Annotated in this window: 20 protein-coding genes; 15 read left to right on the top strand and 5 right to left on the bottom strand. The window is 72.8% G+C overall.

Annotated features, from left to right (window positions below; translation table 11 throughout):
- The first annotated feature begins 23 nt into the window (after positions 1-23).
- From IW249_RS06515 to IW249_RS06480, 8 genes are all read left to right on the top strand, one after another.
- On the top strand, positions 24-1,313 hold the full coding sequence (locus IW249_RS06515) for a hypothetical protein (RefSeq protein ID WP_196919928.1): 1,290 nt from the start codon (positions 24-26) through the stop codon (positions 1,311-1,313).
- Positions 1,314-1,392: 79 nt separating this feature from the next.
- Entirely contained in the window at positions 1,393-2,739 is a 1,347-nt protein-coding gene (locus IW249_RS06510; protein ID WP_196924660.1) for an efflux RND transporter periplasmic adaptor subunit, read from the top strand.
- Positions 2,736-3,650 (top strand): ABC transporter ATP-binding protein, encoded by a 915-nt coding sequence (locus IW249_RS06505; RefSeq protein ID WP_196919927.1) that lies wholly within the window; start codon positions 2,736-2,738, stop codon positions 3,648-3,650. Before IW249_RS06510 ends, IW249_RS06505 begins: the two co-directional genes overlap by 4 nt.
- The gene (locus IW249_RS06500) at positions 3,647-4,831 is read left to right on the top strand and encodes an ABC transporter permease (protein WP_091402733.1); all 1,185 of its coding nucleotides are present in this window, start codon (positions 3,647-3,649) and stop codon (positions 4,829-4,831) included. The genes IW249_RS06505 and IW249_RS06500 overlap by 4 nt, the downstream gene beginning before the upstream one ends.
- Before the next feature lie 213 nt (positions 4,832-5,044).
- Positions 5,045-5,254 (top strand): helix-turn-helix domain-containing protein, encoded by a 210-nt coding sequence (locus tag IW249_RS06495; protein WP_007465625.1) that lies wholly within the window; start codon positions 5,045-5,047, stop codon positions 5,252-5,254.
- Positions 5,255-5,524: 270 nt separating this feature from the next.
- Entirely contained in the window at positions 5,525-5,626 is a 102-nt protein-coding gene (locus IW249_RS06490) for a 30S ribosomal protein bS22 (RefSeq protein WP_007465623.1), read from the top strand.
- Between the two features lie 122 nt (positions 5,627-5,748).
- Positions 5,749-6,825 carry an NAD-dependent epimerase/dehydratase family protein gene (locus IW249_RS06485; protein ID WP_196919926.1) on the top strand — a complete coding sequence of 359 codons (1,077 nt, stop codon included), beginning with the start codon at positions 5,749-5,751 and terminating at the stop codon, positions 6,823-6,825.
- Between the two features lie 55 nt (positions 6,826-6,880).
- Positions 6,881-7,960: a lysophospholipid acyltransferase family protein gene (locus IW249_RS06480; protein WP_231392427.1), complete on the top strand. Its 1,080-nt coding sequence runs from the start codon at positions 6,881-6,883 to the stop codon at positions 7,958-7,960.
- Between the two features lie 46 nt (positions 7,961-8,006).
- Here IW249_RS06480 and IW249_RS06475 read toward each other — a convergent pair whose 3' ends face one another.
- The 3 genes from IW249_RS06475 to IW249_RS06465 all read right to left on the bottom strand — a co-directional run bounded on the left by IW249_RS06475 (position 8,007) and on the right by IW249_RS06465 (position 11,118).
- On the bottom strand, positions 8,007-8,876 hold the full coding sequence (locus IW249_RS06475; RefSeq protein ID WP_196919925.1) for an HAD family hydrolase: 870 nt from the start codon (positions 8,874-8,876) through the stop codon (positions 8,007-8,009).
- 126 nt (positions 8,877-9,002) lie between these two features.
- On the bottom strand, positions 9,003-9,872 hold the full coding sequence (locus IW249_RS06470; RefSeq protein WP_196919924.1) for a DUF5667 domain-containing protein: 870 nt from the start codon (positions 9,870-9,872) through the stop codon (positions 9,003-9,005).
- Positions 9,873-10,161: 289 nt separating this feature from the next.
- Positions 10,162-11,118, bottom strand: coding sequence for an ECF subfamily RNA polymerase sigma factor, BldN family (locus tag IW249_RS06465; protein WP_196919923.1), 957 nt, complete (start codon positions 11,116-11,118; stop codon positions 10,162-10,164).
- 587 nt (positions 11,119-11,705) lie between these two features.
- On the opposite strand from IW249_RS06465, the gene IW249_RS06460 reads away from it, so the two are divergent.
- The 3 genes from IW249_RS06460 to IW249_RS06450 are packed head-to-tail and all read left to right on the top strand — an operon-like array spanning position 11,706 to position 14,240.
- Complete coding sequence (locus tag IW249_RS06460) at positions 11,706-13,313, top strand: AMP-binding protein (protein WP_307788537.1); 1,608 nt, start codon at positions 11,706-11,708, stop codon at positions 13,311-13,313.
- Positions 13,303-13,557, top strand: coding sequence for a glutaredoxin family protein (locus tag IW249_RS06455; RefSeq protein ID WP_030329740.1), 255 nt, complete (start codon positions 13,303-13,305; stop codon positions 13,555-13,557). The genes IW249_RS06460 and IW249_RS06455 overlap by 11 nt, the downstream gene beginning before the upstream one ends.
- A gap of 20 nt (positions 13,558-13,577) precedes the next feature.
- Complete coding sequence (locus IW249_RS06450) at positions 13,578-14,240, top strand: HAD family hydrolase (protein WP_196919921.1); 663 nt, start codon at positions 13,578-13,580, stop codon at positions 14,238-14,240.
- Here the strand turns inward: IW249_RS06450 and IW249_RS06445 are convergent.
- The gene (locus IW249_RS06445) at positions 14,221-14,874 is read right to left on the bottom strand and encodes a response regulator transcription factor (protein WP_030329744.1); all 654 of its coding nucleotides are present in this window, start codon (positions 14,872-14,874) and stop codon (positions 14,221-14,223) included. The genes IW249_RS06450 and IW249_RS06445 overlap by 20 nt on opposite strands.
- Before the next feature lie 117 nt (positions 14,875-14,991).
- On the bottom strand, positions 14,992-16,296 hold the full coding sequence (locus tag IW249_RS06440) for a sensor histidine kinase (protein WP_196919920.1): 1,305 nt from the start codon (positions 16,294-16,296) through the stop codon (positions 14,992-14,994).
- 371 nt (positions 16,297-16,667) lie between these two features.
- Between IW249_RS06440 and IW249_RS06435 the strand changes: the two genes are divergently transcribed.
- Genes IW249_RS06435 through IW249_RS06420 form a run of 4 tightly spaced genes read left to right on the top strand, consistent with a single transcriptional unit; the run spans position 16,668 to position 21,374 of the window.
- Positions 16,668-17,438, top strand: coding sequence for a redox-sensing transcriptional repressor Rex (locus tag IW249_RS06435; protein WP_030329747.1), 771 nt, complete (start codon positions 16,668-16,670; stop codon positions 17,436-17,438).
- A complete protein-coding gene (locus IW249_RS06430; protein WP_196919919.1) occupies positions 17,435-18,832 on the top strand; it encodes a glutamyl-tRNA reductase in 1,398 nt (465 codons plus the stop codon). Before IW249_RS06435 ends, IW249_RS06430 begins: the two co-directional genes overlap by 4 nt.
- Positions 18,829-19,797, top strand: coding sequence for a hydroxymethylbilane synthase (gene hemC, locus IW249_RS06425; protein WP_196919918.1), 969 nt, complete (start codon positions 18,829-18,831; stop codon positions 19,795-19,797). Before IW249_RS06430 ends, hemC begins: the two co-directional genes overlap by 4 nt.
- A complete protein-coding gene (locus IW249_RS06420; protein ID WP_112584249.1) occupies positions 19,794-21,374 on the top strand; it encodes a bifunctional uroporphyrinogen-III C-methyltransferase/uroporphyrinogen-III synthase in 1,581 nt (526 codons plus the stop codon). The genes hemC and IW249_RS06420 overlap by 4 nt, the downstream gene beginning before the upstream one ends.
- The last annotated feature ends 9 nt before the right edge of the window (positions 21,375-21,383 follow it).

Below are 21,383 nucleotides of genomic sequence, written 5' to 3'. Positions count from 1 at the left end.
GGTTTGGTCGTACCCTTCGGCGGGTGACTGACGAGGTGCAGCAGCCAGCACCACGGCGGCTCTGGCCGCTGTGGACGGTGCTCGTGGTGGTCTTCCTGCTGCTGGGCTGCGGCCTGCCGGCGACGCTCGTCGTCGGAGTGATCCGGGAGACAGGCGCGCGCCCCACTGTCAGCCGGGTCGGTGCCTCGGCGGCCGACGACCCGGCCACCGCAGTTGCCCGCGGGTTGTCCGACCGGATCACCGCCCAGCTCCACCGGCAGTCCGCGGCACTCCTCGGCGGTGACCGCGCCGGCTTCCTCGCCGTCGCCGATCCCGCCGCCCACAACGAACTGCGCCGACGGTTCGCCGCACTACGCGAACTCAAGGTGACCGGCTGGCGAGCCGAGCCGAGTGGGCTGCCCGTGCCGATCATCGGCAAGCCCGGCGAGTGGCGGCTGCTGGTGCGCTTCCAGTACTGCTTCGTCACGCCGAACTGCCGGCCCAGCCCAGTGCTGATCGGCACCCGGTGGCGGGAGAACGGTGACCAGCCCCGGATGGTCGCCATGGAGGAATCCAAGTCGGTGGAGACCGGCACCCGACCGTGGGAGATCAGCGACCTGGCGGTCGCCATCGGCGCGCGGACCATCGTCGCCACCACCCCGGCGCTGCGCGGCAAACTGCCCGGCCTGCTCGCGCAGGCCGAAGCGGCGGCCAAGGTCGCCGACGGATACGCGGTGACCGGATCACCGCCGGACCGGTACCGGATCTTCTACGCCGGCCGCACCGAGTGGCAGCGCTGGTACGGCGGGGAGCGCCCGGAATGGACCGGCGGTTACGCGGTCACAGTGGGCGGCGGCCACCACGAGGTGGTGCTCAACGCCGAAGGGCTCACCAACAGCGGCACCGACGACCTGCTCCGGCACGAGCTGACCCACGCGGCGTCACTACCGGAGCGCGGCTACCCGGGCAAGCTCACCTGGTGGTTGGTGGAGGGCCTGGCCGAGTTCGCCGGTGCCGGCGGCCAGGCGGTCGACCGGTACGAGGGGATTGCCGACGTCCGCAAGATGGTCCGGGGCGGCTGGGACGGCAAGTTGGAGGGCGTCAACCCCGCCGACGACGCCTCCGCCGAACGGGTCGCCGCCAGCTACGGCATCGGTTACCTGGCCGTCCGGCACCTTGTCGACAGGTACGGGCCGCTGCGGCTGCTGACCTTCTTCAAGACGGTGGTGCACGACGGCCGGACCATTGAGGCGGCCTCCGAGAAGGCGTTCGGTGAGCAGTGGTCGACGCTGCACGACGAGTGCGTGGCGTACGTCCGCGCCACCGCCGGCTGACGCAGCTCGGGGGTGGTGTGACGGTGCGCCGTACCATCGATGGGTGCGCCGTCCCCAGTCGTCACGGCCCGCCAGCACCATGCGGCCCCGCCTGCTCATCGCCCTGACCGCCGTCGTCGTCCTCACCGCCACCACCGCCGCCTCCTGCGGTGACGAAGGCCCCGACCTCGCGCTGGCGTCGGCCGCCCGTAACCCGGTCACCGAGGTGATCGACGCCCCGGCCACGGTGACCGCTCGCGCCGCCGCCACTCTCACCGCTCCCGCCGACGGCACCCTGGCCAGCCTGCGGGTCCAGCCTGGACAGCGGGTCAAGCGCGGTCAGGTGCTGGCAGTGGTCGACTCGCCGAGCGCGCAACAGCGTCTCCGTCAGGCCAAGGAGGCGCTGACCGCCGCGAAGCGCGCCGGCCGAGGCGTCGGAGCGGGCAGCCTGACCAGCAGCCGGCGCGGCACCGACAAGGCCGCCGACGAGGCGTTCGACGCGGCCCGCAAGGCCGCCGAGAAGATCGCCGACCCGCAGTTGCGGGACGCGCTGCTGACCCAGGTGACGTCCGCGCAGCGCCAGTACACGGCCGCCGCGCGCAGCGCCGACCAGGCGGTCCGCGCGGTGCAGCGGGGGATCAACGGGTTGAGCTCCGCTGTCGGCGCGCTCTCCGCGGCGCAGCGGCTCCAGGCCCAGCAGGCGTACGACCTGGCGAAGGCGACAGTCGACGCGCTGACCCTGCGCGCCCCGATCGCCGGGGTGGTGCAGCCCGGCGGCACCCGGGCCGCTGGTGGCGCGAACGGCGGCCTGGCCGGGCTGTTGGAGCAGGCCGGCGGCGCTGGCCTCGACCCGTCCGCGCTGGCCCCCAGCCAGGGCGGTCCGCCGGCCGGCGTTGACGACGCCGTCGCGGTCGGCGGGCTGGTCACCGCCGGCACGCCAGTGCTGACAGTGGTGGACACCGGGCAGTTGGGTCTGCTCGCCGAGGTGGACGAGACCGACGTGCTGCTGGTCAAGGCCGGCGTGACCGCCACGGTCGAGCTGGACGCCGTCACCGGCGCCAGCTACGACGCCACCGTCCGGTCTGTCGACGTGCTGCCCACCAGTTCCGCGCAGGGCGGGGTCACCTATCGGGTACGCCTGGCACTGGGCGCCGGGAAGCTGGCCGAGGACGAGCCGGCCCCGACGCCCCGCCCCGGCATGAACGCGATCGTGCACCTGCGGGTACGTGAGGCCACCGACGCGGTGACCGTCCCCGCGTCGGCGGTGTTCTCCGCCGACGGCCGGGACGCGGTCTGGGTGGTCCGTGACGGTAAGGCGGACCGGGCGTCGGTGACTGTGGGCGTCCAGGGGTCCGACCTGGTGCAGATCCTCAACGGTGTCCAGCCCGGCGACCGGATCGTGGTGCGCGGCGCCGACCAGGTCCGCGACGGCCAGGAAGTCCGGTGACCGAATCCGCCGTCGCCGGTTCGCGTGGCGATCGGCCGGCTGCGGAGCGCGTCCCGGCCATCGAGGCGGTGGACGTGTCCCGGACGTACCAGCTCGACGGGGTGTCGGTGGAGGCGCTGCGCGGGGTGTCGCTCACCGTGCAGGCGGGGGACTACGTGGCCCTGGTCGGCCCGTCCGGCTCGGGCAAGTCCACCCTCATGCACCTTCTCGGTGGGCTGGACCGGCCCACCGGTGGCCGCCTGGTGATCGGCGGGCGGGACGTCAACGCCCTGGCCCCGCCGGAGATGGCGACCCTGCGCAACGAGACGATCGGCTTCGTCTTTCAGGCGTTCCACCTGCTGCCGCGTACCTCGGCGGTGGAGAACGTGGCGTTGCCCCTGGTCTACCGGGGGGTGTCGGCCCGGCAGCGGCGGGAGCGGGCGGCGGCGATGCTCGGCCGGGTCGGTCTCGGGCACCGGCTGGACCACCGACCCAACCAGATGTCCGGCGGTGAGCAGCAGCGGGTGGCTATCGCCCGCGCGCTGGTCACCGAGCCGACGGTGCTGCTGGCCGACGAGCCCACCGGCAATCTGGACAGCGTCACCGGCGCCGCCGTCCTGGAACTGTTGGAGCAGTTGAACGCCGAGTCCGGGGTGGCGCTGGTGATGGTCACCCACGACCAGGAGGTGGCCGCCCGCGCCCACCGTCGGATCACCATGCGCGACGGCGTGGTCGTCGCGGACAGCGCCGCCCCGCCCGCCGCTCATGATCGACCGCCGTCCGTTGATCACGGTCGACCTGCGACACTGGTCCCCGCTCCCAGCGCGGAGCCCCGGTCCGCGTCCGGAAGCGGTCCGGGGCACCCGTCCGGTGGCTCCGGTGGCGCCGCCGGAGCCACCGGGCGCCTTCCGCAGGACGGGGGTACGGCGTGAGAGTCGCCGAGGCGTGGCGGGTCGCGCTGGACGCCCTCCGGGCCAACCGGCTGCGCAGCGCGCTGACCATGCTCGGCGTGATCATCGGGGTGGCCTCGGTGGTCCTGCTGGTGGCCATCGGCACCGGCACCAAACAGAAGGTCGAGCAACAGGTCGAGGGCCTCGGCTCCAACCTGCTGCTGGTCGTCCCCGGCCGGATCGAGGTGGGCAACGCGCCGGTCGTCTCGCCGCTGACCCTCAAGGACGTGGACGCCGTCACCCGGGTGGTCGGCGACCCCGACCGGGTGGCGGTCACCGTCGCCTCCGGGGCGACAGCGCGGGCCGGCGCCCGTTCCGACTTCACCACCGTGCAGGGCGTCCTGGAGACGACCCCGGCGGTGTTCACCCGGTCGCTGGCCCGGGGACGCTATCTCACCGGCACCGACGTGGACACCAGCCGACGGGTGGCGGTGCTCGGCGACTCGGTCGCCCGTGCGCTCTTCCCCGACCGGGACCCGCTCGGCCAGCAGGTGGCGCTCGCCGGGGTGCGGTTCCGGGTGATCGGGGTCTTCGCGCCCCTCGGGCAGAGCCTCGGCGTCGACCGGGACGACGAGGTGCACGTGCCGGTGACCGCCGCGCAGCGACTCTGGGGCACCCAGCGGGTCGACGGCATCGCTGTGAAGGCTCCGGACCGGGAGCGGATCGACGAGCTGGGCGAACGGATCGTCGCCGAGCTGAACCGCCGTCACCCGGACACCGAGTTCAGCGCGGTCACCCAGCAGCAGATCCTCGGCGTGCTCGGCGACATCCTCGGTGTCCTCACCGGCGTACTGGCGGCCATCGCCGGCATCTCGCTGCTCGTCGGCGGCGTCGGCGTCTCGAACATCATGCTGGTCAGCGTGCGGGAGCGGACCCGGGAGATCGGGCTGCGCAAGGCCGTGGGCGCCCGTCCCCGCGACATCGGCGTGCAGTTCCTGCTGGAAGCGGTGCTGCTCACCACGATCGGCGGGCTGACCGGAATGGCGCTGGGTGTGGGAACAGCCCTTCTGGTCGACGCGCTGTCGCCAATCCCGGCGGCGATCACCTGGTGGTCGTTGGCGCTCGCCTTCGGTGTGTCGGCGGTGGTGGGCATCGTCTTCGGGGTGGTTCCCGCGCAGCGTGCCGGCCGTCTCGACCCGGTGGTCGCGCTGCGCACCGAATGAGCAGCACCCGGGACAACCGGACGACGGACGCGCACGGGCAGATACCGGGAGCGCGGATCGGGTGAACCGGCCACCGAAACATGATCAGTTGCAGGAAGGGATCGCGCCGGTCACAACCGCCCCGCTACCGTACTGGTAACACGCGCGTCGCCGGCTCGGCCCGGAGCATCCGTCGGGTTGGCACGCGCCGGGCATGGGATGGGTCGGTGAGCCATGGCCGGGTCACAGTCCGACGGACGGCTGTCGGAGGTCAAGTTCCTGACCGTCGCGGAAGTGGCGACGGTCATGCGGGTGTCAAAGATGACTGTCTATCGCCTTGTGCACAGCGGTGAGCTCACCGCCGTCCGGGTCGGCCGGTCGTTCCGAGTGCCCGAGCATGCGGTGCACGAATATCTCCGGGGTGCCTTTCAGGAGACCGCCTGAGCCACCACACCGCCCTCCGATCGCCGGCTGACCGGCATTGGTGGGCGTAGTGAGCGGGCTTGCGCGCCCCGCGGTCGCGAGCCGAAGGCAGCCGCGACGGGGGCGCGTTGGTCCGGCTGACGCCCTCCGGCTACCCTGGAGCCCGACCGAGACCCCACCGGTGCGCCCCGCCGCCCAGACTGGTCCGGTCCGTTGTCCGCAAGCGGTCGCCGTCGCCACCTGCGTGGTGTCATCCGGTCCGCCCCGCACGTTGTATCGAAAGGCTGTCGTATGGGCTCGGTGGTCAAGAAGCGCCGTAAGCGCATGGCTAAGAAGAAGCACCGCAAGCTGCTGCGCAAGACCCGCGTCCAGCGTCGCCGTCTCGGCAAGTGATCGCCGCCGGGCTCTCGGCCCGGCATTCGGCGTCACTTGCCAAACTGTCGACCTCCGGAGGCTCAGGTGATCAGGCCGTGGTCGTCCCGGCTCGGTCCATCCTGCCGGGGTAGGTGCGTCAGATGACCCTCGGTGGCACCTCAGGTGCCCCGGGGGTCGTCGTCGTCACCGGGGTGGGCCGCTACCTGGGCGCCCACGTGGCGGCCCGACTGGCCGCCGACCCGCGCATCGAACGGGTCATCGGGGTCGACGCACCGGATTCCGGCACCGAGTTCACCGACCTGCTGGACCGGGTCGAACGGATCCGCGTCGACAACGGTTCGCTCGGTGACCTCCTCGCCGACCTGGACGTCGACGCGGTGGTGCACCTCGCGCTCGTCACCTCACCCGACCCGCAGCACGGCGGCCGGTCCGCGATGAAGGACCAGAACGTCATCGGCAGCATGCAGATGCTCGCCGCCTGCCAGCGGGCACCCCGGCTGCGCAAGCTCGTGGTCCGCTCGTCGACAGCCGCGTACGGGGTGTCGTTCCGGGATCCGGCGGTCTTCACCGAGGAGACCGAGCCCCGCGAGGTGCCGCGCGGCGGTTTCGGCCGCGACATCCTCGACCTCGAGGGGTACGTCCGCGGTTTCCGCCGCCGCCGGTCCGACGTGACCGCCACTGTGCTGCGCTTCGCCCCGTTCATCGGTTCGACCGCCGACACCACGTTGACCCGCTACTTCTCGCAGCCGTTCGTGCCGACCGTCTTCGGCCGTGACCCCCGTCTGCAGTTCCTGCACTTCGACGACGCGTTGGAGGTGCTGCACCGGTCGATCGTGGAGGACCATCCCGGCACGTACAACGTCGCCGGCCCGGGGGTGCTGTCGCTGTCCCAGGCGATCCGGCGTGCCGGCCGGGTGGCCGTGCCGGTGCTGGAGCCGGGTCTGTCCGGGGCCGCCGCGCTGGCCCGCACCATGGGCTTCGGCCGCTACGGCCTGGACCAGGTCGACCTCTTCGTGCACGGCCGGGTGGTCGACACCAGCCGGCTCGAGCAGGAGTACGGCTTCACGCCCCGGTCGACCGCCGAGGCGTTCGAGGACTTCATCCGCGCCCATCACGGTGGGGTGGTGGTCACCCGGGACCAGTTGGCCGCCGCCGAGCGACTCGTCCTGGACGGCATCCGGCAGGTCCGGTCAGCGGTGCGGGAGCGGCCGTCGTGAGCGCGAGGAGTGAGCCGGTCTTGCGAGCCCCGCAGTCGCGAACCAAGGTGGCATCATGAGCCGGCCGGAGGAGGGGCGCGACCCGCAGTCGGTGGGGCGTTTCGACGTACCGCAGCAGGTGCCCGCGCCGGACGCGGAGCCGGCGCGGCGCAACGGACATCGACCGGCCGCGCAGGCCCCGCCGACCCCGGCCGCAACGCCGACCCCGGCCGCTACGCCTACGCCGACGCCGGCTGACCCGGTCGACGCCGGCTTGCCCGGCGGCACCGAGCCGGCGGTGTCGGACCAGCCCGGGGACCACTGGGACCGCAGGGTCGCGAACGGGTTGGCGTTCCTGCGCCGGCGGCTCTCCGGTGACTACGAGGTCGACGAGTTCGGCTTCGACTCGGAGTTGACCGACGCGGTCTTCCACCCGCTGCTGCGGCTGCTCTACCGGGACTGGTTCCGCACCGAGGTCAGTGGGGTGGAGCACGTCCCCGTGGACGGGCCCGCCCTGGTGGTCGGCAACCACTCCGGGACTGTGGCACTGGACGCCCTGATCCTCTCGGCGGCGTTGCACGACAAGCATCCCGCCCACCGCTACCTACGGCTGCTCGGCGCCGACCTGGTCTTCCGGATGCCGGTGGTGTCCGAGCTGGCCCGCAAGACCGGCGGCACTGTGGCCTGCAACCCGGACGCCGAGCGGCTGCTCGGCGGCGGCGATCTGGTCGGTGTGTTCCCCGAGGGTTTCAAGGGCATCGGCAAGCTCTACGCCGACCGGTACAAGCTGCAACGCTTCGGGCGGGGCGGGTTCGTCTCGGCGGCGCTGCGCACCGGCACCCCGATCGTGCCCGTCGCCATCGTCGGCGGCGAGGAGATCTACCCGATGCTCGCCGACATCAAGCCCCTGGCGCGGCTGCTGAAGCTGCCCTACTTCCCGGTCACGCCGACGTTCCCGCTGCTCGGCCCGCTGGGCATGGTGCCGCTGCCCAGCAAGTGGCTGATCGAGTTCTGCCCGCCGATCCCCACCGCCCACCTGACCGATTCGGCGGACGACCCGCTGGTGGTCTTCAACCTCGCTGACCAGGTGCGGGAGACCATCCAGCAGACCCTGCACACGCTGCTCGAGCGACGGCCCGACCCGTTCGGCCCTTAAGGCCTCGGCCGACTTGACGTTTTGACTCCCGTGCTGAGCGGGCGGCTCAGCCGGTGCGGCGGCGGCGTTGCAGGGCCAGGCCGGCGGTGACCGCACCGGCGACCAGCCCGGCCGCCGCTGTCGACGGCACGGCGATCTTGACCGCTCGGCGGCCGGTGCGGAAGTCCCGTACCTCCCAACCGTGCTGGCGGGCCTGCCGCAGCAGGGCACCGTCCGGGTTGACGGCCACCGCCCGGCCCACCGCGCTGAGCAGCGGCAGATCGTTCGCCGAGTCGCTGTAGGCCGCGCAGCGGGTCAGGTCGAGCCCTTCCACGGCGGCGAGCTGGGTGACCGCCTCGGCCTTGGCCGGCCCGTGCATCAGGTCACCCACCAACCGCCCGGTGTACGCCCCATCCACCACCTGGGCCACCGTGCCGATCGCACCGGTCAGGCCGAGCCGGGCGGCGATCACCCGGCCGATCTCGACGGGGGCGGCACTGACCAGCCAGACCCGCTGACCGGCGTCCAGGTGACGCTGAGCGAGTTGGTGGGTGCCGGCCCAGATCCGGGGGGCCATCATCTCGTCGAAGATCTCCTCGGCGAGGTGTTCGACCTCGTCGACCCGCCAGCCCTGGACGAAGGCCAGCGCCGCCTCCTTGGCCACTGACATGTCACCGGCGTGTTCCCGGGCCAGCAGCCGGAAACGGAGCTGCTGCCAGGCGAAGCGGGCCAGGTCGGCGGTGGTCACGTAGTTCCGGGAGGCGAGCCCCCGGGCGAACCAGTAGATCGACGCGCCCTGCATCATCGTGTTGTCCACGTCGAAGAACGCCGCGGCGGTCGGGTCGGGTGCGCTGACCGGGGCCAGGTCGGTCTCCGCCCAGCCCGCGGTGTGCCCCTCGGCGTCGGTGCTGACCGTCACCTTACGGCTACGCGCCACGCGATTCCCTTCCTCACCGGTACGACGGATGCTTCCTCGCGAGGGTATCCGCCGTAGACGGGCGACCGGCCGGGCACACAGCGAACTGTGGCGCGGCCGGTCGGACGTGCGGTATAGGAGCGCGGGTCAGCGAGCCCCGGGGCAGGCGCTCGGGGCCGGGCCGAGGGCGTCGCTGGCGGTCGGTGCCGGCAGACCGCAGGTGATCGCCGCGCGGAGGTCGTCCGAGCGTTCCCGGATGGTGTCCAGCAGCAGCAGCGACCGTTGGGTCCGTTCCCGGTCGACGCGGGTGCTCCCGTCGAGCAGACCGCGTACGGCCCGGCGCTGACTCGTCACGAAGGTGTTGAGGGTGTCCAGGCTGCCCGGCTCGGCCCGCTGCACCGCGGCCGAGGTCAGCAGGCGAACTCCCTGCCGACTGTCGGCGTCCATGTCGTCGAGGACCGCGCTGTAGCCGATCCGGTCACCGCGCAGCTTGGCGGCTTCACCGACCCGGGTCCGGGCGAAGTCCAGGAAGAGCTGGCCTCGGCTGATGTCCGAGCTGGCCAGGGCGAGCTGTGCCCGTTCGGTGGAGCGCTTCATGCCGTACAGCGCGTCACCGGGCACCGCGTTCTCGCTGGCGGCGGAGATCCCGGAGACGGCGATGGCCCCGGCGGCGATGCCGACCAGGATCGCGCCCCGGGCTCGGGCCCGCCGGGCGGTGACCGCCGGCAGTAGCCGCCCGCGGGTGGTCGTGGCGGCCGGTTCGCTGACCGCCGCTGGTGTGGTGCCCAACCCCTCCCGCTCGGCCGTGGCGAGCAGCATCGCCCGCAGGCCGGTACGGAAGTCCTGGTCCACCTCGACAGCCGGGGGGTCGACGCTGAGCCGCTGACCCACTGCGACGAGCGGCGCGAGCTGGCCGTCCACCCGGGATCGCACGTGGTGTCGTCGAGCGCCGTTGGCCTCGTCGAGAAGCTGCGCGAAGCGCTCCGCGCGCCGGCGGGAGAAGAGGGTGTTGTCCACCGCAGGCACCTCCTCTCGCTGGTCACGGCCGGTCGGCCGCCGTCGTTGCCAGCGACCGGGCGGCAGTGTGACACCACGGAGGTGAGGTGCCGCCGGCATGCCGGTCGGACCTCGGTGACCCGGGCCTGCCGGGACATCCACCGGTCGCACCCGGAGAAACGCGGCGGACCGGGCACGGGTTACGGGCCTGGCGGAGCGGAAATTACAGAAAGTGATGGTCATCACCAGGCGGGACCGACTCTGAGCTGCGCGGACGCTGATCGACGCCCGTCGGTCCCGCCGTAACAAACTACGGCTGGAAGCCGTCGGGCAGCAGGCGGGCCAGGGCGCGGACGGCGCGGTACTGAAGGGCCTTGATGGCGCCCTCGTTCTTGCCCATCGCGCGGGCCGTCTCGGCGACCGAGAAGCCCTGGAGGAAGCGGAGCACGATGCACTCCTGCTGCTCCGGGTTGAGCTGCTTCACGGCGGTGAGGAGTGCGACGTTGGTGATGTGCTCCACCACCGCCGCCTCCGGGCTGCCCTCCGGGCCCCGGTCCTCCCGGTCGGCGTCGAGCACGTCGCCGGTGGTGACCTCCAGCCGGTACCGACCCGACTTGAAGTGGTCCGCGACGAGGTTGCGGGCGATCGTTACCAGCCAGGCGCCCAGGTCACGGCCCTGCCAGGTGAAGCTGCCGATCCGCTTGAGCGCGCGCAGGAAGGTGTCCGAGGTGAGATCCTCGGCGAGTTGCCGGTTGCCGACCCGGAAGTAGACGAACCGGAAGACGGTGTCCACGTACCGGTCGTAGATCAGACCGAACGCCTCGGACTCGCCGGCCTGGGCCCGCTCGATCAGCGTCCAGACCTCGGTTGCCGGGTCGGACGGGTCCGGGCGGCTCGGGAAACCGGTCGGGGTGGTGGCGGTGGTGGCCGGCACCGCCGGGATCACCGCTGTCTCACCCGCCGCCGGGTCGGTGGTGACCGCCGGTGTGTCGCTTACCCGACGGCCCTGCACGGGCATCGTGGGTCGGGGCGGCACGGCGACCCGGCCGCCGGCCGGCTTCGCGTTCCCACCGGGCACCGCGGGCCGCGGCGGTGGTTCGTTGTGGTGTGGCCGGCTGCGGATCCGTTGTGCCCCGCCGTCACCCCGCACCACGCCGCCGTGCTGCTCGTCCATCGGGGCACGGGCCGCTGGCCGTTCGTTGACGTGGGAGCGGGCCGGCTGTCCGGTCAGGCCGACCGGGCGTTCCGCGTAACCGAAGGTGGTCACCGTGCTGCCCCCGTCCCGTCGGTCGCCGGGCGGGCCGGTCTGGGTCTCGTCGGGGCGGACCGACCGGGTGACCGGTCGGGCAGAACTGTCGCGGGAGTTGCCGACGGGCGGCAAATCCCCTGGAGGTGCTGGTCCAATGCGCTCACAGGCACGGGGGCCTCCTCGGGCTGAGGGGTGTCGACTCACGGCAAATGGGGTGACCCGACCCGAGTGATGATAGGGCCAACGTCACCCGCGCGTGGCAAGTCCGTTACACAAGGCGGAAGTATTTCCCGCTCCCTCGCACCGGCGGCGGACCGGTTGTCCGTCGTGTGCGATTGACTTTCCGCCGACCCGGTGTTCCAGGATGGATGCCCAGGTGGGGGGCGTACCGCCCGTTCGGTTGGCCCGGCGCGCCGGCCGGTCGGACGGGGGCGGCCGAACTGCCGGCGATGAGCCTCGCACGTCCCATCGACAGGACCCGATCGGATCGCCGGTGGCACACCGGACAGTCCCGTGCATGGGACTGTCCTGGCGTCGTCCTCCGGGCCGGGCCCCCGACCGTCGGGCGTGGCCCGTCGCCGTCCGCTGTGCCAGACTCGATCACCGTGCAGGACGCCTCGGGAAACCCCGCGCCGAACCTCGCCGACCGGGTTCGCCGGGCGGCTCTCGACCACGCCGACCGGCCCGCGCTGCACTGGCGTGAGCGCGCCCTCAGCTGGTCCGAACTGGACGCCGAGGTGGACGCCGCCGCCCGCGGCCTCTCCGCCGCCACGCCATCCACCGACCCCGGCGGTACGCCACCACGCGTCGCCATCGCGCTGCCCAACACACCGGACTTCGTGATCGCCTGGCTCGGCGCCCTCCGCGCCGGGCTCGTCACCGTGCCGGTCAACCCCGGCTTCACCGCCCCGGAGCTACGGCACGTGCTGGCCGACTCCGGCGCGTCGGTGCTCATCGCCACCGACCGCGTCCGGGACCTGGTCGTCGACGTGGCCGCCGAGCTGCCCGCGCTCACCTCAGTGCACGGCACGCCACCGACCGCCGAGGCGCCCGGACCGGCACCCCGCCCCCGACGAGGCGGCACCGATCTGGCTGTACTGCTCTACACCTCCGGTACCGAGGGACGGCCCAAGGGGGCGATGCTCTCGCACCGGGCGCTGCTCGCCAACCACGAACAGGTCGCGGAGATCGAGCCTTCGGTGGTCGGGCCGACGGACACTGTTCTGCTCGCGTTGCCGCTGTTCCACGCGTACGGGCTCAACTCCGTGCTCGGCGCGGTCGTGCACCACGGCGCGACCGGCGTGCTCCTCGACGAGCCGGGCCCGACGGCGGGGCTGGACGAGATCGCGCGGCACCGGGTCAGCGTGCTGGTCGGCGTACCGTCGATGTTCCTGACCTGGGCCGGCGCGGAAACAGCCCGCGCGGCCACCGCGTCGGTGCGGGTGGCGGTCTGCGGCGCGGCACCGCTCGAACCCGCTGTCGCGGCGCGCTTCACGGCGGTCACCGGGCATCAGGTGCACATCGGGTACGGCCTCACCGAGACCGCGCCGGTGCTCACCTCCACCCTGGTCGGCGGCGTGGCCAAGCCGGGTTCGATCGGCCGGCCGCTACCCGGGGTGCGGCTCCGCCTGGTCGGCGCGGACGGGGTGGACCTGTGGCGCGACGGGCTGGCCGTTCCCGACGACGACCCGGATGAGCTGGACATCTCCGACGTGGCGCCGGGCACCGACCCGGGGCAGATCGTGGTGTCCGGTCCCAACCTCTTCACCGGCTACTGGCCCGACGGTCGGGGTGGCCCGGACGCCGAGGGTTGGTGGGGCACCGGTGACATCGCGTACGCCGACGAGGACGGCGACCTCTTCCTGGTCGACCGGCTCGGCGAGTTGATCCTGGTCAACGGCTTCAACGTCTATCCACACGAGGTCGAGCTGGTGCTGGCCGGGCACCCCGGGGTGGCCGAGTCGGCGGTACTGGGTGTGCCGCACCCGCGGACCGGCGAGACTGTGCGGGCGTACGTGGTGCCGGCGCAGGGCCGACCGGTGACCAGCGAGGAACTGCTCGCCCACTGCGCGCGGAACCTGGCCCGGTTCAAGTGCCCGACCGCCGTCGAGTTCGTCGACGACCTGCCACACTCGGCGATCGGCAAGGTACGCAAGACCCAGCTCCGGTCGGCGACGCCGACCGACCGCACGGAGGTAACCGATGGCCACTGACGCCCGACTCGCCCTGATCACCCGACCCGGCTGCCACCTGTGCGACGACGCCAAGGCGGCGCTCGACCGGGTGGTCGCGGTCACCGGCGACAAGTGGGTCGAGTGGGACGTCACCGGCGACGAGGGGCTGGAGCGGGAGTACGGCGACCGGCTGCCGGTGGTGATGCTCGACGGCAAGGAGCACGGCTACTGGCGGGTCGAGGAGGACCGGCTGCTGCGGGACCTGACCACGCCGCAGCTCTGAGGAGTGCCTATGGTGCTCTGATGACCACTGCGCCCCCGCACCTCGTCTGGGACTGGAACGGCACCCTGCTCAACGACCTCAGCCTGGTGGTGTCCGCCACCAACGTCGTGTTCGCGAGCCTCGGCGGGCCGACGGTCAGCCTCGACGAGCACCGGGTGCGGTTCCGCAGACCGATCGCCGAGTACTACGCCGAGGTGCTCGGGCAGGCCGTGGACGACGACGAGTTCGGCCGACTGGACAAGATCTTCCACGACGCGTACCGCACCGGGTTGACCACCTGTGAGCTGGCAGCCGACGCTCGGGCGGCGATGGCCGCCTGGCCGGGCAGTCAGAGCCTGCTGTCCATGTGGTTCCACGAGGAGCTGGTCCCGACCGTGCACACGTACGGGTTGACCAGCCACTTCACCCGCGTCGACGGGCTGCGGACCACTGTCGGCGGCGGCCGCAAGGCCGAGTCGCTCCAACTGCACCTGGCCGAGCTGGGCGTGGACGGCGCCGCTGTGGTGCTGATCGGCGACTCCATCGACGACGCGGACGCGGCGCTTGCGGTCGGCGGCCGTGCCGTGCTCTACACCGGCGGATTCACCGACCCGGCCCGGCTGCGCGCCTCCGGTCACCCGGTGGCCGACACCCTCACCGACGCGGTGGCCCTGGCTCGGGAGGTCAGTTCCGCAGATAGGTGAGGACAGCCAGCACCCGCCGGTGCTGTTCGGTGTCCGGTGGCAGGGTGAGCTTGGTGAAGATGTTGCGCACGTGCTTCTCCACAGCGCCGTCGCTGACCACCAGGGCGCGCGCGATGGCGGTGTTCGAGCGCCCCTCGGCCATCAGGGCGAGCACCTCGCGCTCGCGGGGGGTCAGCTCGCGCAGCGGGTCGTCCCGGCGGCGTCGGGCGAAGAGCTGCCCGACCACCTCCGGGTCCAGCACCGTGCCGCCGCCCGCGACCCGGCGCAGCGCGTCCAGGAACTCGTCGATCGCGGCAACCCGGTCCTTGAGCAGGTAGCCGATCCCGCCGCCGGCGCCGCCGGTGGTGGCGAGCAGATCATCGGCGTACGAGACCTCGACGTACTGGGACAGCACCAGGATCGGCGTACGCGGCACCAGCCGGCGCGCCTCCACCGCGGCCCGCAGCCCCTCGTCGGTGTGCGACGGCGGCATCCGGACGTCGACGATCGACACGTCGGGCCGGTGCTCGACCACCGCCTCGACCAGGGCGTCACCGTCCCCGACGGCGGCCACCACCTGGTGCCCGCTCTCGGTCAGCAGCCGGACCAGCCCCTCTCGGAGCAGGACGGCGTCGTCGGCGATCACGATGCGCATGGCTGTGTTGTCTACCACGTCCGGCCCGTCGAACGGGCTCGGCGCGGTGCCGGACCGGTCACAGCGTCTCCATCGTTCGCGACTGCGGGGCTCGCAAACCCGGCTCACTCCTCGCGCTCACAGCGGCAGCTCGGCGCGGATCTCGGTGGGGCCGCCGGTCGGGCTGACCACCAGCAGTTCCCCGCCGGCGGCCCGGACCCGGTCGGCGATGCCGGCCAGTCCGTGCCCCTTCGCCAGGTGCGCGCCGCCCTGCCCGTCGTCGCCCACCCGTACCTGCAGGTGGGTGCCCTGCCGGGCCACGGCCACGGTGGCCTCGGTGGCCCGGCTGTGCTTGGCGACGTTTGTCAGCGCCTCGGACACCACGAAGTACGCGGTGTTCTCCACCGCCGGGTCGAGCCGTCCGGCCGGGGTACCGAGCTGCGGGTCCACCTGGAGCTCGATCGGGATCAGCCCGCGGCCGGCGATCGCGGCCAGGGCGCTGGGCAGGCCCCTGTCGACCAGGATCGGCGGGGCGATGCCCCGGGACAGCGCCCGCAGCTCGGCCAGCGTGTCCCGGGTCTGGGTGACCGCCTCGTCGATGGTGCGGCCGGCCGCCTCCGGGTCCGAGGCGAGCTGCATCCGGGCCCGGCTGAGGTCCATGGCCAGCCGGACCAGGCGCTGCTGGGGGCCGTCGTGGATGTCACGTTCCAACCGGCGCAGCGCGGAGGCCTCGGCGGACACGGCGGCCCGCTTCTGCTCCTCCAGCACGGTGATCCGGTCACGCATCTCGGCCACCCCGGTCAGCATGGCCTTGGCGAAGCTGGCCTGGAGCAGCGCGCAGCCCCGCACCACGATCGGCAGGGTGATCAGGAAGAACACCCCGAGCGCGGTGTACAGGCCGATCCGGGCGGTGGTCGAGTCGCCCAGGCCGAGCAGCTGCGCCAGGTCCTGGTCACCCTCGCCGGCGGCCCGGGGCAGGGCCCAGTCGTAGGCCCAGTAGAGCGAGCCGGCGATCGCCGCGGCCCACCAGGACACCGTCACCACGAAGGTGCCCACCGCCGCGATCAGCCGCAGGATGCCGTGCGCCAGGTCGAGCCAGGACTGGGCGTCCCGCATCGGCACGAAGATCCGCCGCCAGGCGTTCGCGCCCGCCTCGGGCAGCCGGTAGTGCGGCCGGATCCGGGGTTGGTGGAGCACCGCGGGCAGCCGCAGCCGCTCGACGTCGGCCAGCCCACGGGCGGCGTACAGGGTGCCGCTGAGGATCGGCAGGCCGATCACGGTGACCACCAGGCCGATGCCGACCGCGAGGCCGACGATGAGGACGACGAAGCTGGCCACCGCCAGGGGCAGGCCGAGCACCACGTACCCGGAGTCGACGAAGAGCTGGCGGGGGATGCTCGGTGCCAGCGTCGGTCTCTCGCTGGTGGCGGCAACGGCGGTCATGCTCAAAGGCTAGGCAGTTGGGCTCGGTGTCCCCATCCCGAAACCCCGCCTCTCCTCCGTAGTGCTGTCCCTACCACCGCCGGAACGACCCCTGGACGGGGCCGGCGCGGGATTGGTCAGAGAAGTCGGGATTGAGCAATAATCGCCCGGGCGGCGCGCGGACCAGGCCGTTCAATCGATCTTGTGGAATGGAGGGGCTGGTGGGGTCGCGCCACGCAGCGGCAAGATCGCGATTTGTGCACGTCTTCACAAGCGCCTACGCTGTGACTCCGACGCGCCCTGCTAGCACAGCCGGCAACCTCGGTCGCCAGCGGGAGTCCACAAACGGCCCACCAGCGGAGTTGGCCGAGGATCGCACCGCACGGAGTCTCATGAGTCAGCACCGTCACCCAGGCGCGCCCGGCCGCGCCGGTGCCGTACCGGCGCTCCCGGATCTGCCCGAGGCGACCGTCGCTCGGCTCCCGGAGTACCTGCGCGCGCTGCACAACCTCGCCGACACCGGGCACGAGACGGTCTCCAGCGAGGGTCTCTCCGCGGCCGCCGGCGTCAACTCCGCCAAGCTCCGCAAGGACCTCTCCCACCTCGGCTCGTACGGCACCCGGGGCGTCGGATACGACGTCGCGCTGCTGATCGAGCAGATCGAGTATGTGCTCGGGCTCACCCAACGCCGGGCGGTCGCCCTGGTCGGCGTGGGTAATCTCGGTCACGCTCTGGCCGGCTACGACGGCTTCGCCAGCCGGGGCTTCCGGATCGCCGCACTGCTCGACGCCGATCCCTCCCGGGTCGGTGAGGAGATCAACGGGCTGGTGGTCAGGCATGTTGACGACCTGCCGACGGTCGCCGCCGAGGAATCCCTCGCGATCGGCGTGATCGCCACCCCGGCCGCCGCCGCCCAGCAGGTCGCCGACCAACTGGTCGCCGTCGGCGTGACGAGCATCCTCAACTTCGCGCCGTGCGTACTCTCGGTTCCGGAGGGGGTCGACGTGCGCAAGGTCGACCTCGCCATCGAGCTGCAGATTCTGTCCTTCCACGAACACCGCAAGGCGTCGCTGACCGCGCTGCCCGCCACCGGCGGGTCCGCGCTCACCGCCCTGCCGGGCGGGTTCGCGGCCACCGACACCCAGGAGGCGATCGGCACGTGAAACTGCTCGTCGTCGGCGCGTCCTACCGGACCGCCCCGGTCGCCACGCTGGAGCAGCTGGCCGTGCCCCCTGCCGACCTCACCCGCACACTCGACCGCCTGGTCGCCCAGCCGTACGTGGCCGAGGCGGTGATCGTCTCCACCTGCAACCGGGTGGAGGTCTACGCCGCCGTGTCCGGTTTCCACGGCGGGCTCGGCGACGTCTGCGCCGTGCTGGCCGAGCAGGCCGGCAGCTCCCCGACCGCGCTCGCCAGCCACCTGTACGTGCACTACGACACCGCCGCCGTGGACCACGTCTTCCGGGTCGCCAGCGGTCTGGACTCGATGGTGGTGGGCGAGGCGCAGATCCTCGGCCAGCTGCGTGACGCGTACCACTGGGCCACCGGGGCCGACTCCGCCGGCCGGCTGCTGCACGAGCTGATGCAGCAGGCGTTGCGGGTCGGCAAGCGGGCCCACGCCGAGACCGGCATCGACCGGGCCGGCCAGAGCGTCGTCACCGCCGCACTGGAGTTGGCCGCCGGGCACCTCGACGGTGACCTCGTCGGCCGCCCGGCCCTGGTGGTCGGCGCCGGCGCGATGGGTTCGCTCGGGGTGGCCACGCTGTCCCGGCTGGGCGCCGGGCCGCTCACCGTCAGCAACCGGGGCGCCGACCGCGCCGTCCGGCTCGCCGAGTCGTACGGGGCGAGTGCCGCGCCGATGACCGAGCTGGCCGACACCCTCTCCACAGTGGACATCGTAGTGGCCGCCACCGCGTCCACCGAACCGGTCCTCACCCGGGCGGTGGTCACCGCGGCGCTGGCCGAACGCGACCCGGCCCGGGGCCCGCTGGTCCTGCTCGACCTGGCCGTCCCGCGCGACGTCGAGGAAGGCGTCGCCGAGCTGCCCGGCGTCGAGGTGATCGACATCGACCGGATGGCGGCGCTGCTCGCCGACGGTCCGGCGGCCGCCGACGCCGCCGCCGTCGAACGCATCGTGCTCGGCGAGGTGGAGGGCTTCCTCACCTGGCTGCGCGGCGCCGACGTGGCACCCACAGTGGCCGCGCTGCGCGGCCGGGCCGACGACGTGGTCACCGCCGAGCTGCGCCGACTGGCCCAGCGTCGCCCCGACCTCGGTGATGACCTGCGGGCCGAGGTGGCCCGCACCGTGCACCGGGTCGTGCAGCGGCTGCTGCACCAGCCCACCGTCAAGGTTCGGCAGTTGGCCGCGGAGCCCGGCGGCGACCAGTACGCGGCACTGCTGCGCGAGCTGTTCGACCTTGAGGTGCCGCAGACCTCGCCGGTCGACACCGTCCCGGACGTGCTGACCGCCGACCTCGGCCTGGCGCTCACCGGCACCGACCCCGTGTCCGGAGCCGACGCCGCCGAGCCGACCCCACCCACCGGAGGTGCGCGATGACCGCCCCCCTGCGCCTCGGCACCCGGGGCAGCGCCCTGGCGATGGCCCAGTCCGGCCAGGTCGCCGAGGCGGTGACCGCCGCCACCGGCCGCCCCGTCGAGCTTGTCGAGGTGGTCACTGCGGGCGACCGCTCCAACGCGCCGGTGCACCGTCTGGGAGTCGGGGTGTTCGTCTCCGCGCTGCGCGACGCGCTGACCGCCGGAACGATCGACTTCGCTGTGCACTCGTACAAGGATCTGCCCACGGCTGCCGCCGGTGGGCTGCACATCGCCGCGGTGCCGGCCCGGCAGGACCCGCGCGACGCGTTGGTGGCCCGCGACCGCCGGACGCTCGCCGAACTGCCGCCCGGGGCCACCGTGGGCACCGGCGCGCTGCGCCGGATCGCCCAGTTGCACGCCCTCGGCCTGCAACTGGAGGTCACCCCGATCCGCGGCAACGTCGACACCCGCCTGGCGCGGGTGCTCGGCCCCGAGGCCGACCTCGACGCCGTCGTCCTGGCCCGGGCCGGTCTGGCCCGACTCGGCCGGCTCGACGTGATCACCGAGTCGCTGGACCCGATGCTGATGCTGCCCGCGCCCGCTCAGGGGGCGTTGGCCGTGGAGTGCCGGGTCGACGACCAGGACCTGGTCGAGCTGCTCGCAGTGCTCGACCACGCACCGTCGCGTGCCGCGGTCACCGCGGAACGCGCGTTTCTGGCAACCCTGGAGGCCGGGTGCAGCGCACCCGTCGCCGCCTATGCCGAACTCGCCGAAGGCGAGACCGGCGATGAGATCTACCTGCGCGGGGCGGTGATCAGCCCGGACGGCACTCGTGACCTCCGGCTGTCCCGCACCGGAACGCCCGCCGACGCGGCGGAGATCGGTAAGGCACTCGCCGCCGAACTCCTCGAACTCGGCGCCGACTCGATCCTCGGCCACGAAGGACACACCGGCCCGGGGACCCAGCAATTTGGGAGCACAGAATGACCCGCACCCGTAAGCCCGTCGGCCGTATCGCGTTCGTCGGGGCTGGCCCCGGTGACCCGGGCCTGCTGACCCGTCGGGCCCACGACGCCCTGGTCGACGCCGACCAGGTGATCTACGACCGGGGAGTCCCGGAGTCGTTGCTCACCGTCGTTCGCGCCGAGGCCAGGGACGATGCCGAGTTCACCCCGGCCGAGGGCGCGCCGGGGGACGTGGCGAAGGTGCTGATCTCCGCGGCCCGCTCCGGGCTGAACGCGGTGCACCTGGTCGCCGGCGATCCGTTCGGGCATGACTCGGTGGTCAAGGAGGTGCAGGCGGTGGCCCGCACCGCCGCCCACTTCGAGGTGGTGCCCGGCGTCGGCCAGGCCGAGGGTGTGGCCACCTACGCCGGGGTCCCGCTGCCGGGTGTGCGTACGGCCGCCGACGTCGAGGACGTCAGCGCACTGGACTTCGAGGCGCTGGCCACGGCCGTCGGCCGGGGTTCGCTCGCGCTCGCCGTGGACGCCGGTGACCTCGCGGCCGTCCGGGACGGGCTGCTCGCCGCCGGGGTCGACGGCACCACCGGCGTCGGGGTGACCGGCGACGGCACCGGCGAGACCCAGTACACGACCACGTCGACAGTGGACAGCTTCGTGGCCGCCGCGCTCGGCTTCACCGGCCGGGTGGTGCTCACCGTCGGTGTCGGCGTGGGGCAGCGCGACAAGCTGAGCTGGTGGGAGAACCGCCCGCTGTACGGCTGGAAGGTGCTCGTACCCCGCACCAAGGAGCAGGCCGGCGCGATGAGCGCCCGGCTGCGCGCGTACGGGGCGATCCCGTGCGAGGTGCCGACCATCGCGGTCGAGCCGCCGCGCACCCCGGCGCAGATGGAGCGGGCCGTCAAGGGTCTGGTCGACGGCCGGTACGCCTGGGTGATCTTCACGTCGGTCAACGCGGTCCGCGCGGTCTGGGAGAAGTTCGCCGAGCACGGCCTCGACGCCCGGCACTTCGGCGGCGTCAAGATCGCCTGCATCGGTGAGGCCACGGCGGACGCGGTCCGCGCGTTCGGCATCCAGCCGGAGCTGATCCCCGCCGGGGAGCAGTCCTCGGAGGGCCTGCTCGCCGAGTTCTCGCCGCACGACGAGATCCTCGACCCGGTGGGCCGGGTGCTGCTGCCGCGCGCCGACATCGCCACCGAGACGCTCGCCGCCGGGCTCACCGAGCGCGGCTGGGAGGTCGACGACGTGACCGCGTACCGGACGGTGCGGGCTGCTCCGCCGCCCGCCGAGATCCGCGACGCGATCAAGTCGGGTGGCTTCGACGCGGTGCTCTTCACCTCGTCCTCGACCGTCCGCAACCTGGTCGGCATCGCCGGGAAGCCGCACGCCCGGACCGTTGTTGCCGTCATTGGGCCCAAGACGGCGGAGACCGCGACGGAGTTCGGCCTGCGGGTCGACGTCCAGCCGCCGCACGCCTCGGTGCCCGACCTGGTGGAGGCGCTCGCCGCCTACGCCGTCGAGCTGCGGGAGAAGCTGGCCGCCATGCCGGCCAAGCAGCGCCGTGGCTCGAAGGTGCAGGGCCCGACCGCCCTGCGCTTCCGGTAGTCGTTCGAG

Origin of the sequence: Micromonospora vinacea (assembly GCF_015751785.1) — a bacterium.
Taxonomy (GTDB): Bacteria; Actinomycetota; Actinomycetes; order Mycobacteriales; family Micromonosporaceae; genus Micromonospora; species Micromonospora vinacea.
The sequence above is the reverse complement of the archived record's forward strand: the minus strand, read 5'-3'. Positions and strand labels throughout refer to the sequence as shown.

Coding starts and splice junctions, on each gene's coding strand:
- IW249_RS06440 (WP_196919920.1), bottom strand. CDS start 16,296: ATGACCGCCGTTGCCGCCACCAGCGAGAGACCGACGCTGGCACCGAGC.
- hemC (WP_196919918.1), top strand. CDS start 18,829: ATGACCGCCCCCCTGCGCCTCGGCACCCGGGGCAGCGCCCTGGCGATG.
- IW249_RS06435 (WP_030329747.1), top strand. CDS start 16,668: ATGAGTCAGCACCGTCACCCAGGCGCGCCCGGCCGCGCCGGTGCCGTA.
- IW249_RS06455 (WP_030329740.1), top strand. CDS start 13,303: ATGGCCACTGACGCCCGACTCGCCCTGATCACCCGACCCGGCTGCCAC.
- IW249_RS06420 (WP_112584249.1), top strand. CDS start 19,794: ATGACCCGCACCCGTAAGCCCGTCGGCCGTATCGCGTTCGTCGGGGCT.
- IW249_RS06445 (WP_030329744.1), bottom strand. CDS start 14,874: ATGCGCATCGTGATCGCCGACGACGCCGTCCTGCTCCGAGAGGGGCTG.
- IW249_RS06480 (WP_231392427.1), top strand. CDS start 6,881: ATGAGCCGGCCGGAGGAGGGGCGCGACCCGCAGTCGGTGGGGCGTTTC.
- IW249_RS06450 (WP_196919921.1), top strand. CDS start 13,578: ATGACCACTGCGCCCCCGCACCTCGTCTGGGACTGGAACGGCACCCTG.
- IW249_RS06485 (WP_196919926.1), top strand. CDS start 5,749: ATGACCCTCGGTGGCACCTCAGGTGCCCCGGGGGTCGTCGTCGTCACC.
- IW249_RS06490 (WP_007465623.1), top strand. CDS start 5,525: ATGGGCTCGGTGGTCAAGAAGCGCCGTAAGCGCATGGCTAAGAAGAAG.
- IW249_RS06510 (WP_196924660.1), top strand. CDS start 1,393: ATGCGGCCCCGCCTGCTCATCGCCCTGACCGCCGTCGTCGTCCTCACC.
- IW249_RS06495 (WP_007465625.1), top strand. CDS start 5,045: ATGGCCGGGTCACAGTCCGACGGACGGCTGTCGGAGGTCAAGTTCCTG.